The following is a 13,853-nucleotide window of genomic DNA, read 5'->3' on the forward strand; positions in this document are numbered from 1 at the left end:
CTTTCCCTCTATTATAATTGTGAAATCTAGAAACTTTTGTCGATTCTTGTCTATAACTTTAAAAACCCTCAATTTCGTGTCAGTTCCTAGGGTAATTATGAGATTCATATAGTAAAATAATTTATAATCATTAACTCTGGAGGTACCCTTTTGACACAACATGCACAACAACTTTTATCGCTACTTGAAGATTCCATAGAATTCGCCAAATTGAACAATCATTTTAAGAGATTTAATCCATTTAAGATATTATCGGTGGATCAATTTGAAATACGTCATTCAAATTTCTTGGTGTGGATGTTGAATCCTAAAGGGAATCATAATCTAGGAGATTTCTTTTTAAAAAAACTTCTAGCTAAAGCTTTCGTCCATCCAAATAATTTGGAGGATCCGAACAAACTTGCCCATCTCAATCCATTGAATTTGGTCAACCTCAATTTTCAGGATGTCATCGTCCACAAAGAACTCTTGACGTCAATTAATCAACGGATCGATATTTTGGCTGTGTCTGAAAGCAATAAAACCGTGATTCTTATTGAGAATAAATTTTGGTCAAAAGAATCTTTTAATCAATTGAAAAATTACTTAGCGTTTGTTAACGAAAAATTCGAGGGCTATACGATTGTTCCTATATATTTAACAATGTTGGAAGACCCTCCATCTGAAGACAAATATTTAATGCTTACTTATAGGAATATATTAAGTACGTTGAAGGATTATGTGGTTTTGAACGAGGCCTTTATGAATGACGAAGTGTACTCATTCATTTCTTACTACATAGAAGTATTGGCAGATCAATTGGAGGAGAACGAAGAACTAAACCAATCGGCCCTGTCCATTTATCAAGACCATAAAGATGCAGTAGACCTGCTATATACTTCCGTCAATAAAAAATCTTCCATGAAAGCAGTGAATCATCAGTTGATTTCAACTGCAACAGTGGACGAAGAGGTCTTGAAAAAACTATATATGGAAAACAAGGAAGCCATCGATTATATCGTCAAAGTCGGCAACAGCATTATGTCCGAAGCCTTCAAAGCCTTTGCAGTTTCTAAAGGAATGGAAAGTGACAACTTCACCGCTCATCACCGTCTCCCTTCGTTCGTTGAAAAAGAATGGGCAGCAGCACATAACCGTGAAGACTTACGACAAAAATGGTGGCTTGATCGAGGATTGATTGCCTGGTTTGCAAACAGCAACAACCGCCTCATGTTAAAAGTCGAAGTTGGACCACTCCATCAGGAAAAACGTGTGGAACTTTTACAAGCTCTCCAAAATGAAGGAATACTAATTCGCGACATATCCTTCGAAGACGGTAAAAAATACACTGGCATCTACACTAGCTTCCTACCTTTATCTAATTGGGAGTCAAAAGAGTCAATAAGTCAGGCCATGATGAAAATGTATGAACATGCAGAGTACCAGGAATTGAATGAGCGAATTAAACGGGCATTAAGTAATTTAGAAATCCAGAGATGAATCACATTAGAGTTAATTCCATACTAAAAACCGACTGAAGTATTTTTCAGTCGGTTTCTTAAATTAAGGAGAATCAATTGTCTTTGAGCTACATATTCTAAATATTAAATTCTAGGCTCTAAATGATAATTTGTATGAATTTTAAGCATGCCTTTCTTATTCTTAAATTGCGGCACACCATCATTCCAATTCAAATCTTCATAACCACCGTTTTCATAGTGCAAAACTTTATGATGGTGAGGGCAAACAACAATGACATTTTGATACGAATCCAGCAGCAGCTCGKATTCATCGTTTGTGGATGTTGCTGTCGAGAGTTGAATGATATGATGAACTTCGACATACTCCCGCCCATTCTCCATCCGGATGACGGGTACCCCGTCCGAATCCTCACAAAGTTGGCAACGATCTAGATATAGCTCTTTCAACAACTTCACCAACTCACGACTTCTATTCCGTTTTTCTTCAACTACTTGGGTCTTTCCAAGTGCGCTTTGAACATTCTTTAACCTTGAAAGTAAATCTTCTCGAAAATCCAATGCTATATTAGGATCGACTTCTTCTACTACAAAATCTTCAGGAGGATTGTAGATTCGTTCAAATCCCCATGACTCAATCAATTCTGTCACGGTTCGTTCGAATCTCACGCCATAGAAATAGAGTTTGGCATAGAAAATGGAATTACTCGGGATGTATATAAAATTATCTTTTATGACGTAATGATTCTCAATGAATAATATAAACTCTTCTTCTTTATCAATATCCACTATGTAATTTCGCCAGTCATATGGTTTATAGCCTTCAGGCAAGTATTCGTATAAAACCCTCTTTAACCCATAGGTATCCCATAAATAATCCGTTAAATTCATTTCTTTTTTATAAGCTTGTAGTGATAATGCGCTATAAAAAGGATCATACGAACTAATGTAAACTTCACCTGGCATCACAGCATATCTTTGAATTAGTAATGAACGGTACTTTTCCAATGTATTTGTCTGCGGAATGCGCTTGTAGGGAAGCCCGAAATGCTCAATGAAATCTTTCAAAGAGAATCCTCGGTTTTTTGCTAACATAACGATACGAGAATACTGATTTGAGCTCAAGGGAATTTTGACAGTGCCTAGCTCCTCATCATAAAACGATTTCAAGATATCAAGAATTTCATCATCTCCAATAAAACGACGGTCGATTATTCGAAGATGTTGAATTCCAAAGTGTTCTAAAAGTTTTTCATGATTAAAGCCATGTGTTTTCCCTTGTGTCAATTCTCGAATAAGGCGCATTTCATTATCGTCCATACCTCTTTCTTCATGTCCGTCTTTTAATGCACTTTCGAGTAGTTGTTTTAATCTTTCCAAATCATATGGTGGAAACACATGATATAACTGATGCTTAAGAGCCTTTTGCAAATCAACTGTCCCATCAAAGACTACTTTCATGTGTCGATTATTATTAACTAGAAATACAAATTGCTCATTCTCATTAGAATAGATTCGATACTTTGTATTGGTAGAGTCATTTGAAACTTCAAATCGATTAATCATTTCAAGGAAAATACTTTCCTCTTCCTCCGTCAAATCCTCTTCAACCCAACTGGCATTAGATTTACGTCTACGCTTCAATAGTGATCCGATTGCTTGACGACTCACTCCGAACAACTCTGCCCACTCTGTCTGCTTAACACCATAATCATTCATTAACAGTTCCATGGTTTTCACATCATAAACATTATTCCCATCAGGAACAACTATCGACCCTGCCGGGATACGATTGTAGTAAAACCCCATCGACTCAACGAATGACTCTACATTCATTCCTTTTGTACGTGACGCATAAAACAAACGTCGATATAAGACAGGATGGTCGGTACTTAACTTCAGAACAATACGATCCGGAAATGTAGCTTGGAGTTCCTCAATAAAGCTATCATAGGCTGCAATCTTTGATTCATTCGGCTTACGTACATGCGTAAAACCATTAGATGCCAACCAATCATTCAGTTTAATCCCATGTTTTTCAGCCTTTTCCTTAGCCAGTCTATACAAGTGATTATCTTTTTCATGAAGTGAAATGACCATCCTATCTGGATATAAAGTTGTTAGCCTGCCTATTATATACTCAGTCATTTTGTCATTCATCGTCTTCACTTCCTCTTTATATGTTTCAAAAATACTTATCACTTACTATAATGTTACTGGTTTGTGAGGAGAAATATAGTGGGATATATAGGAAGGTATTTTTTTGAATGAAAAAAGCAGCTGAAGATGTTGATTCAGCTACTGCTAGTTTTTTGACTGTGAAATAGTATAAAATAGAAAATCAAATTTTGCCTTTTATGTTCCCAAACTCGTCCTTTTCCGAACACGACACTACTGGAGATATTGGTTTGTCTCCCCACCGACTACTTCAATTACTTTCGAAGGCATTGTATGCATATCACGTGCTGTCACATGGGAAGTAATCGAATACGATCCACCTCTTTCAAAAGTGAAAGTTGTAGAATATTCGCCAGCTTTAAACTCAGCTGCAAGCATCTTCTTTTCCCCGGAAGTTTCATTCAGAACTTCAAACTTCACTTCATCAGCATCCGTTACGATTTCGTCATCCTGTGAAACGCGCACAGAGAATTCAATCTCATGTCCGACTTCCGCCTTCACAGGGACAGTGAGATCAACTAAAACGGGTTCGGGAACGAGTTGTTCGGTCTCTTTAACAGCAATGTTATTCCCGCATGCAGATAGAACTACAATTGCAGTTAGCAGCAGGATAAATGAATAAGTATGTTTCATGAGTCAGGCTCCTTTACGTAAAGTTTAGATGTAGCAAAGACCTTGCAATTAATTAAATTGGCAAAGAACGGTGCCAAAAGAATTTGTGTTATATTCTTATCTTTTTGTTACGCAGTCGAAAGAAACGTGATAATAAAATTAATATACAATCACAAATTCTACTCCCACATTGTCGCTATTCCATATTTCTCCGTATTACTTCACCTTAAAATAACCTGTTAACATCTTTAAATAATTCATCCGTACTATCCCCTTGAATAAAGCTGTAGGTACCTACAATTTCCCCATTTTGATCAACTAAAAAGAAGTCGGATCCATGAATGACCTGATTTGATGACTCCGGTTTCTGGACAAGCGTTTGGAACTCCTCACGTGCAAATGTTTCAATTTCTTCTTGAGAATAGCCTGTGAGCATATTCCAATTCGAATCGTCGTCTGTAAAATTCTTTAAATAGGTGTTCAGTTTTTGAGGAGTATCTACTGTTGGATCCACGCTGAACGAAACGAATTCAACATTTATTTCTTCTTCTCTGAATTTCTCTTGCAATGTTGCCATACTCGCTGTCATTGGCGGACAGATAGTATCACAACTAGTAAAGATGAAATCCGCAATCCAAACTTTACCTTTTAACTCTTCCGTTCCGAATTCCTCTTCATTTTGGTTCGCAAATGCAAATGATTCCATTTGAAATGTTTTTTGGGGATTGCAACCAGTAAGCATTACTAGTGCAAGCGCAATAATCAAGTATCTATTTTTATTCATACTTTACCTCCAATCAAGTCATCTTTTATATGTAGTTTAATGGTAAATGATAGTTGTGAAATTTATGTGAGGTTAGACATATGGAATATGGTGTTTTTATGCATGATATCGATATTATGCTATCCTTTGTGATGTCATAGATTTGGATGAGTGGTCTATTCCATTCTTGCTACACTAAAACAAATAAAAGMATCGAAAAATCAATCTCTGTGATTTTTCGATGCTTTTTCCTTATGTGTTAATTTGTTGAGGAAGTAGTTTTTTGTTTCTTGATGAGATACATAATTCCCTCAATGCATACAACGAAGATTAACGAAATACCAAACAGTGGCATAATGATTCCTAACACAATCATTAATGCTATAAAGCCGATAGGCACACCGCTTGCAACCCTCGGTGGTGCAGAGAATTGACCTGCTTTTTTACGAGATAGCCATGTTTTAAAGCCCCAGATGATAACAAATATGAAGGCTAGACATACGACTAAATTAATCAATTTGTTTGGCCAGCCAAATAAATGCCCTTCATGCAATGGAATTCCCCATGTAAACCACTTTGCTAAGATGCCATAATCATCATAGTTAACTTCTGAAATGAGTTTTCCGCTATACTGATCAAAATACGTAGTCATTTCATCATTTGGGTGTACATCCAAACCAGTGACTCCTGTATTACTCCCTTTTGATACCGTGAATACACCATCTTCACTCATTGGATAAACGATGGAATACGGTTTGGAGATATGCGCTTCTTCAACCTTTTGCATGAGTTGTTGCACACTTACCTTCATATTGCTTTCATCGGTCATTCCAGCCCCATCTGACATGTTACTATGATGAGCGTGAGCATCGTTTGATGTAGGAGCTTCATTTTTACGGGTAGCCCAAGGAACTTCACTCAGATCAGAAGTAGGTGGCTGCTGTTTTAAGGTAGGAATGCCGATTGACGGATTTTCCTGAGCAGCAGAATAAATGAAATTTCCCATAAATGCTGACCAAGGTAACCCTGTAAAGATAATTACAATCATTGGAATGACAATCACTGACCCAAGCAATGCGTGCCATTTTTTATTTATTTGCCTATTCGTCGGATTTTGTTTTTTCTTCAATGCCTTCCCTTTAATTGTCATGTAAACACCTGAAAGTAGAAGGAATATAGCCCAACATGCTGCCAATTCTACTAAATAGTTAACGAACGTCCCACCAACCAATAGAGAACTATGAATGTTACGCATAATATTCGAGAATGTTTTTTCAGCATTTTGACTGCCCACGATTTGGTAGTTGTCATCTAAAAACACATATTTCTGCTCGCCATTTTCATTCGACATTGTTAAACGCGTGTTATAAGAACCATCTAAAACAATAACTTTCGATACAGAAAATCCTTTATGTAGATTTTCAGCATTGGAAATCCCTTGGTCAATTGTTAATTCTTCTGTTTTCTCACTTGTGCCAAAGAAGAAATCATCATACAGCTGATTTTCAACATTGATATAGAATAAATAGCCAATACCACTAAGTGTTAATGTAAGCAATAAGGGTGTAATAAATAATGCCGCATAAAAATGCCATCGCCAAAAACGATTATAATTTCCTTTTTTCACTTTATCTTATCCTCCAATTTTGTAGAAAATGAGCAACATCATTAGTTTATTGGATAAAAGTGAAGTTTGAGTGAAATATGGGACCAATAAGTAACATTCAAGAAAATGACCTTAGAATTCCAATTCCAAGGTCATTTTGATTTTCATGAAATTCTGCCTATATCAGGATGATGTGAGCACAGGTAATACAATAACTACGGATGTTCCAAGTCTTGAATCACTTTCTATCGAAAACAATCCATCATGCAATCTGACAATTTCTTTGACAATGGAAAGACCAAGACCTGTCCCTCCGGTGGATCTACTTCGTGCCTTGTCGGTTCTGAAAAAACGTTCTCCGACATGTTGGAGGTCTTTAGTGGATATTTCGGTCCCTTGATTAGTAATTTTAAAACGAAGTATTTCCTTTTCTTCCGTCAGAATTACTGAGATAATTCCATACTCATGTGAATACTTAATTGCATTATCTAGCAGATTATAAAAGATTTGCTGTATTCTCTTGGGATCTCCATTGCCAATCACATCTTCCTGAATATCCATTTTTAACTGTATGTTTTTTTCATTCATGTGAATTTTAAATAAATCAAGCGTATCAAAAAGTAACTGCGCCATTGCAATTGGTTCCTTATTAAGTAGATACATGTTTTCTTGAAGATGATCGAGGTCTACTAAATCATGTATCAATTTAATTAAACGACCTGTTTCTTTTTCGATAGTCAACAAATAATGCTGAGCTTCTTCTGGTGAGGAAAAGATTTGCTCCTTCAACACTTGCGTGTAACCGCCAATATACGTTAAAGGGGTGCGTAATTCATGTACAACATTTGATAAAAAATCCTTTTTTCGAACTTCTTGTTCTTCAAGAGATGAACTCATCCGATTAAATGCATTTGCGAGCTTTCCAATTTCATCGTCATGTAGAAAATTTAGACGATATGAATAATTTCCATTGGAAACCTCTAGTGCAAGTTTCTGAATATCTGTAAGTGGCTGAAATAGAGAGTGATGAATACGATTCACCGCAATAAATAGAACAATGAAAAATAAACTCCCTACAAGTATTAGGATGGGGATACTTCCTTGAAAAACTTCTTGCAAATCTGCCAAGGGTACATAAATATAAATAAAGCCGATTAGTTTCTTCTCCGCAAGTATAGGAAATACCGCCCCGACAATCTCTCGATTTAATTCCTCAACATATCCATCCTTGATGACATAACTGCCCTGTTGCAGTAGTTCTTTATCTTCTTCATTGACCAAAGCTTCATAATTGAGCTTATATGGAAAGTACGTGGATAGTTCTTCTAAATCATCCACTACAATTACCTCATACTCGGAGACAATATTGTACCATTGGATTTTTTCAATGATTTCGTCACTTAATGAGCCATAGTGATAGTGGGCAGCGGTTCGTTCTCCTTGATAGATAACTGATTCTTTCACGCTGGTAATATATAAATCCTTGTATAAGAAATGAAGGAAGAAAAACGAAAAGAGAAGGACAAAAACGATACACAAACTAATAAGCAATAATACTTTCTGACTTAATGTCATTGCTATTTTTCTCAATCACTTACCTCAAACTTATACCCTACACTCCAAATGGTCTGTATGAGTTTGGCCTCTTCCTTTAACTTCAATCGCAAAGTTTTAATGTGCGTATCTACCGTCCTGCCGGTCCCTTGATAGTCTTCTTCCCAAATAGCTTGTAATAGCTGTTCTCTTTTAAAGACTTTCCCTCTGTTTTTAGCAAGCATGAATAACAAATCAAATTCTTTTAGTGTCAATGAGAGCTCTCGATCGTTGACATATGCCTTAAATCCCAAAGAATCAAGAACCAGCGGCCCAATCTTTAATGAATTGTTGTTTTGAGTAGCATATGTTGATCTTCTTAATACGGATTCAATACGAGCCAACAGTTCTTCTCCATGGAAGGGTTTGACGATGTAGTCATCACCTCCAAGTTTCAGACCGTGAACCTTGTCCCATTCCTCCCCTTTAGCAGACAAGAAGATTAGAGGAATATCGAATTTTTTCTTCAACTCCATCGCAAACGTGAAGCCGTCCATATACGGCATCATTATGTCCACCAGAATAAGGTCAGGTGCTTTTTTTGATATTTTAGTAAAGGCATCCATCCCGTTAGATGCCTCTGAAATACTATAACCTTCTCTTTTAAGGAACGTCTTAATCAAGGATCTCATTGTTTCTTCATCATCAATTACCATGATAGTTAGTCTATTCACTGCGAGCCCCCCTATAATTCTTTACTCTAGTAACATATTATCCATGTTATCCAAAAAGTGTGAAGTTATTATGAGCTTTTTAGAGCTGCACTTAATATGAAAAGAAAAAGCTTGTTCTTTGAATTAGCTACAGAAAGAATATTTCTGTATAGATTATTATAAAGGCATGACAGTCAAAAACTTTACATTTTCGTGTAAATTGACAAATGTATACTAAATCCGAAAGCATTAAGTTTCTCAATGCTTTCGGGTTCAAGCCTTAAAGAGGAATTGCCGGAACCGCCGACAACTGTGACATCGCCTTCTTTTATATTTCTTTGCATGCTGTTCGAAATGATGAGATTATCGGCTATCGTGTATACGAAAAAGATAGCCGAACAGGGGAAATGAAGAAAGTAAAAACGGTTTCTCTTTTTGATCTCAAAAAGTGGAAATCCGGTCCGGGGTATGCTTACTCGTGGGGAAGATGACTGGTTCTTACCTATTCAAGCGATTGATACAGCTAAATGTTTTCATCGTTACCTGGCGGACAAATCATACCGTATGAATATCGATTTCAGTGATAAGCAAGGCAAGGAATTGGAAGTGTACAATTAACGCAAAGTAGCATCACTCATTCAAGGGATGCCGATGACAAAGTGGGGTGGTCTGAGTAAAAATTTAATCACCCTTTGAGAACCAATTATTTAAACTAGACTTCGATATCGCACCTGAAGTTCGCTTCATTGTCTATGAATGGACTCGGCAGATTTGCGAGTATCGTTTGCATACTTATTTTAGAGAAAAAAGCCGTATCAATAGTCGAATCCAACTGAAAAACCACTTCATCATTCATCTGATGAAGTGGTCTTTAATGTTGCATTTGCACGAAGGTTTTAGAGTTAAATGAACTAGCAAACCGTTACAGGATTACATATTAACAAAGAGCCAAATAAACAAAACTGTTACACTGATGATTTTCTTTCCTCCTTATAACAAAGAGGACATCTGCTGTTGTTACTGCTGTTTACACGGTTATTAGGGGTCGTTTCCCACTCATGTCCCTTTTCACATAGCCACCAGACTTTTTTACCATAGTTCAAGGCTACTTCATTCGGATTTAAAGCTCCATTCTTTGTGGGATGCCACTGTTTACCCATTTCAGGTGCTAAACCCATAAGTGAATTAGTTTCATTTATTTTCCTATTCAAACAGTAAGGACATTTTCTTCCATTGGCACGATTGGCAATCGTTGCTTCCCATTCATGTTTGTCATTTTTTTCGCACTTCCACCAAACTTTCAGATGGGAAAATGGAGATACTTGGTTTGGCAAAAGTGCATTATTCTTAGTTGGGTGCCATTCTTCAGATACTAGGGGAAATAGCATTTCGAGATTTCGTTCATTTTCATTCATCTGTTTAAGAATTTCTCCACGATCTCTGTTCGAGTCAACATCCACACTAGCTACATCCAAGGAATACTTTTCATTTATGTAGGTAAGGATTTCATCAATGCAATTATCTAACCCTTTTTTATGGTTGTAATCATGTTCGATTACGAAGGAATCACTGTTCTCGATGATCGGCAATTTCCTGTCACCCACAAACTGGCGAACCCTAATGAGTTGAATGTTATTATCCTTCATCAAGGCATTTTTTTTCTCATCTCTCTCTAATTCATTCATATGATGGTATCCATCATATTCGATTGCGAGACTCAGTGAATCAACAAAAATATCAGCTTCCGCATTATTAGCCAGAAAGTCTAATTTTTTCCGGTTTTCTGTCTCTGGAAAGAGTTTCTTCATATAAAAAAAGATTGCCTGTTCAGGGAAGGAAGTCTGGGAGTTTCTCGAACAGTCAGGGCAACCTCTTCCGTCATGGCGACTTGAAATAGCCGCCTCCCATTCGTGGCCTTTTAAACAACGCCACCATACTTTTTCGCTCGAGAATGGTTTGAAGTCATTGGGGATTTTTTCTCCATTCTTCTCACTATTCCATTCTTCGCAAAGTTGTGGATTTGCGGCTAGTAGAGAGGTTTCATCTGTTGCCATATGTCCAGAACAATAAGGACAGCCTTTTCCTTTTGTACGATTAAAAATATAGGCTTCCCACTCGTGATTATTCTCACAAAGAAACCACGCTTTTTGATGCGTATTTGGCATAAAGTCAAAAGCCGATTTTCCCATGTTTCTTTCTGGGTGCCATTCTTGTAAAAGCTGCGGATATAAGGATCCGAAAGACTTCTCCCTACTCACTCTTTGACCAGAACAGTAAGGACAATTCGTTTTCTTTCTATCACAAATAGCGGCTTCCCATTCATGCCCCTCAGCACATTTCCACCATACTTTTTTGTTCGACCCCTCTGTATAGGTATCTGGACCTCGTTCCCCATTTTTTTCAAAATTCCATTCGTTCACAAGCTTTGGGTTTAAAAAAGCAATCGTTTTTTCAAATGGTGGCCTATAACTTTTTTTACCTTCCACAAACTTTTCTTTCGCACAAGTTGGACAGCCAGATTTATTTCCCGTTCTAGAATAAACATATGTATTCCATTCATGTTTTTTTGAACAAATCCACCAAACCTTCTTACCTGAACCAGGAGTTACATGTTCAGGTTTTAAAGCATCGTTCTTTTCTGTGTTCCATTCTTTTGCTAGATGGGGGTGGGTAATTGATAGGTTATTTGTTGGTATTTTATTAGACATTTTCAACACTCCTGATTATCTACGTTAAAAAAGCACAAATTCTATCATAACGTATTTAATCGCAACTTTGGATTGAAAGTAATGGAAATGTAGATATAGTGATATAAAATATCAGAGTAGCAGAAATTGTATCTTGACTGGTTCTTTTTATAGAGCAAGTGTTCCTTCTTTCGTCACCAAGACCGATACTCGTGAATAAAGGTTCTTGGGGAGCGATAGATGCACTCGTAAATTTCCAGTACGAAAAAGAGGGACGATTAAGTGACATGGTCACTTCAATCGTCCCTCTTTCATACACTCGGTACTGGTGCAGCCAGGCGCTACCATAGCCAGGAAGAAACTCTTACCTTTTCTTAGAAGTTTACTCAACTGCTCATTCGACTAAACGTTTTTAACTTTTGCAAATAAAAATTTTCTGCTTCTTCCCGGTTCCCAATCAAATAATCTTCCTGTGTAATGCGTCGTGCCGATAAAATGCCCTTTGCTTTTACTCCTGGCATGTGTTGGGCATCTGTTATGACATCCAATAAGGTGAAATCTGCAGGCTTGATTAAGTGTCGTGCTACGCTTACTTCTTTCCGTAAGCCCACGTGGCCGTATCTCATAATGACTTTCCAGTAGGACCATTCCATCGTTCTCCACTCCCTTTCCCATCGGTAATGTGAAACGCTTTAGCTTCGCTTAATACTAATTGAATATTCAGTCTTATCATTAAAGGATATTCTAATACCCCTCCTAGAAGAACCTTATTAGGGGAAATCACTGATTTTGGGTTTTCAGAGGAGCTCGTTTCTTTGTCAGAAAGTGAAGAGCAGCTGAAATTGCATCTTCAGCTGCTTCTTTTTTGTATATTGAGTGACCATTCTTTCGTAATCCAAAAGTGCTGTCTTCAGTTAGAAAGGGCTTTACGAATGCGCATAGCCGCATTCTTTTTCTAAATATGATTGAATTTCTTTTTTACTCTTCAATGTAATTACTTTCTTGGCCGGACCTATTGCTTGGAAGCTTTGAAGACGCTCGTCCATATTTCGCTTTCGTGGATAGTAAGTCGTGAGGATAAACTTAATGAATGCCCATTCGAGTTTGTCCTTACACCCCTCCCCCAAATCCTGCCGGGTTTTCCCCAGGTTCATCAGAGAACGCTTCACGACCCGGTAGAGACACACGTGAAGTGGAAGTTCCAAATAGATAATGGTATCGGCATGTGCTGCTCTAATGTCGAATGTATTGCTGTAATTCCCTTCCATGATCCATTGATCTTGAGTAACGATTTCCTGTTGGGCTTTTGAAAATTCCTCTAAAGACACTTCCACCCAGTTAGGCTTCCAAAATAGCGTATCTAAATGATAAACGGGGAGGTTCCAGGCTTCCCCTAATCTCCGGGCAAATGTTGACTTCCCTGCTCCTGCTGAAATACCAATTACCATTATTTTTTTCATTCATTGTAGCCCCTTTTTGTCCTGACTAGCGATCGATACGCTTTAATTCCATTCATCCTTTAAATTCTTTTTACTCCTCTTTTGATTTAACCAAACCAATCGCCATAAGCCAATAATTTCCTAAAAAAAGAGCTGTGCGAAATGTTCCTTCGCTCAGCTCGTTCCTTATTAGGGTAATGGTTTCGCTTCTACGTTAACTGAACTGACTAAATAGATATTTAATGCCTTGTTGTAATGTCCCGAATGTTTTTGTGTCTTTATCGAATTTGATGAACCATCGATTGTTTTCATTAAATGATCGATCACCTCCGACTCCATGTCCGTCATTTGAAGAATCATTATTTACTGATTGATATCTGTTTTGAAATAGGTTAATATGAAATCAACTTCACATGAAGTTAACTTCACTTCAGGAGAATAAGTTGGTTAGGAGAGGTATATTTGAAAAATCTATTCATACAGCGTTTTGTAGTCTCAACCTTGGTAATCATATTGGGAATCATTCAAATAATTTTCGATACATCAATAGGATTTAATTTTGGCTATATCATAGTATTCTTAGGTGGAATAATTTTGTTGTACTCAACAATTTCTTACATTAAATCCCGAAAGAATACATCACTAGAAAAGGAATTAGCAAAGGAATATGACGAAAGAGATGCTTTAATTGATGGAAAAGTTGCTCGCTTTTCCTTGTATATTCTGATATCCGAAATTTTTATTCTTATGTTTTTAACTAATTTTGTGGTAATCCCAACAAATACTGCATTATTTGTTGTCTTAATTTCTTTAATAATTATTGAAAAGGGGTCTAGAAAGTATTACAATCATTTTCTTTAATCAG

General features: G+C 37.0%; 12 protein-coding genes. 3 read left to right on the forward strand and 9 right to left on the reverse strand.

Annotation, left to right across the window (positions count from 1 at the left end; all coding sequences use genetic code 11):
* Positions 1-150: 150 nt before the first annotated feature.
* On the forward strand, positions 151-1,479 hold the full coding sequence (locus AC1DSL_RS12925; RefSeq protein ID WP_477532477.1) for a PDDEXK-like family protein: 1,329 nt from the start codon (positions 151-153) through the stop codon (positions 1,477-1,479).
* Between the two features lie 104 nt (positions 1,480-1,583).
* On the opposite strand, the gene AC1DSL_RS12930 is transcribed toward AC1DSL_RS12925, so the two are convergent.
* The 6 genes from AC1DSL_RS12930 to AC1DSL_RS12955 form a co-directional block, all read right to left on the reverse strand.
* Positions 1,584-3,617, reverse strand: coding sequence for an HNH endonuclease (locus AC1DSL_RS12930; RefSeq protein WP_477532478.1), 2,034 nt, complete (start codon positions 3,615-3,617; stop codon positions 1,584-1,586).
* Between the two features lie 231 nt (positions 3,618-3,848).
* A complete protein-coding gene (locus tag AC1DSL_RS12935; protein WP_477532479.1) occupies positions 3,849-4,268 on the reverse strand; it encodes a FixH family protein in 420 nt (139 codons plus the stop codon).
* A 205-nt stretch (positions 4,269-4,473) separates the two neighbouring features.
* Positions 4,474-5,031 carry an SCO family protein gene (locus tag AC1DSL_RS12940; RefSeq protein ID WP_477532480.1) on the reverse strand — a complete coding sequence of 186 codons (558 nt, stop codon included), beginning with the start codon at positions 5,029-5,031 and terminating at the stop codon, positions 4,474-4,476.
* Between the two features lie 238 nt (positions 5,032-5,269).
* Positions 5,270-6,637, reverse strand: a complete 1,368-nt coding sequence (locus AC1DSL_RS12945; protein WP_477532481.1) for a PepSY-associated TM helix domain-containing protein — start codon at positions 6,635-6,637, stop codon at positions 5,270-5,272.
* Between the two features lie 162 nt (positions 6,638-6,799).
* Positions 6,800-8,206 (reverse strand): sensor histidine kinase, encoded by a 1,407-nt coding sequence (locus tag AC1DSL_RS12950; RefSeq protein WP_477532482.1) that lies wholly within the window; start codon positions 8,204-8,206, stop codon positions 6,800-6,802.
* A complete protein-coding gene (locus tag AC1DSL_RS12955; protein WP_477532483.1) occupies positions 8,203-8,883 on the reverse strand; it encodes a response regulator transcription factor in 681 nt (226 codons plus the stop codon). The genes AC1DSL_RS12950 and AC1DSL_RS12955 overlap by 4 nt, the downstream gene beginning before the upstream one ends.
* A 414-nt stretch (positions 8,884-9,297) precedes the next feature.
* Between AC1DSL_RS12955 and AC1DSL_RS12960 the strand changes: the two genes are divergently transcribed.
* Entirely contained in the window at positions 9,298-9,480 is a 183-nt protein-coding gene (locus AC1DSL_RS12960) for a hypothetical protein (protein ID WP_477532484.1), read from the forward strand.
* A gap of 347 nt (positions 9,481-9,827) precedes the next feature.
* Here AC1DSL_RS12960 and AC1DSL_RS12965 read toward each other — a convergent pair whose 3' ends face one another.
* The 3 genes from AC1DSL_RS12965 to AC1DSL_RS12975 form a co-directional block, all read right to left on the reverse strand.
* Positions 9,828-11,570 carry a zinc-ribbon domain-containing protein gene (locus AC1DSL_RS12965; RefSeq protein WP_477532485.1) on the reverse strand — a complete coding sequence of 581 codons (1,743 nt, stop codon included), beginning with the start codon at positions 11,568-11,570 and terminating at the stop codon, positions 9,828-9,830.
* Between the two features lie 365 nt (positions 11,571-11,935).
* Positions 11,936-12,202 carry a hypothetical protein gene (locus AC1DSL_RS12970; protein ID WP_477532486.1) on the reverse strand — a complete coding sequence of 89 codons (267 nt, stop codon included), beginning with the start codon at positions 12,200-12,202 and terminating at the stop codon, positions 11,936-11,938.
* Between the two features lie 273 nt (positions 12,203-12,475).
* Positions 12,476-13,009 carry a P-loop NTPase family protein gene (locus AC1DSL_RS12975; protein ID WP_477532487.1) on the reverse strand — a complete coding sequence of 178 codons (534 nt, stop codon included), beginning with the start codon at positions 13,007-13,009 and terminating at the stop codon, positions 12,476-12,478.
* A 441-nt stretch (positions 13,010-13,450) separates the two neighbouring features.
* On the opposite strand from AC1DSL_RS12975, the gene AC1DSL_RS12980 reads away from it, so the two are divergent.
* Entirely contained in the window at positions 13,451-13,849 is a 399-nt protein-coding gene (locus AC1DSL_RS12980; protein WP_477532488.1) for a hypothetical protein, read from the forward strand.
* Positions 13,850-13,853 lie beyond the last annotated feature (4 nt).

The sequence above is a fragment of the Paenisporosarcina sp. P4_D4 genome (assembly GCF_056401835.1).

Coding starts and splice junctions, on each gene's coding strand:
- AC1DSL_RS12935 (WP_477532479.1), bottom strand. CDS start 4,268: ATGAAACATACTTATTCATTTATCCTGCTGCTAACTGCAATTGTAGTT.
- AC1DSL_RS12970 (WP_477532486.1), bottom strand. CDS start 12,202: ATGGAATGGTCCTACTGGAAAGTCATTATGAGATACGGCCACGTGGGC.
- AC1DSL_RS12965 (WP_477532485.1), bottom strand. CDS start 11,570: ATGTCTAATAAAATACCAACAAATAACCTATCAATTACCCACCCCCAT.
- AC1DSL_RS12975 (WP_477532487.1), bottom strand. CDS start 13,009: ATGAAAAAAATAATGGTAATTGGTATTTCAGCAGGAGCAGGGAAGTCA.
- AC1DSL_RS12940 (WP_477532480.1), bottom strand. CDS start 5,031: ATGAATAAAAATAGATACTTGATTATTGCGCTTGCACTAGTAATGCTT.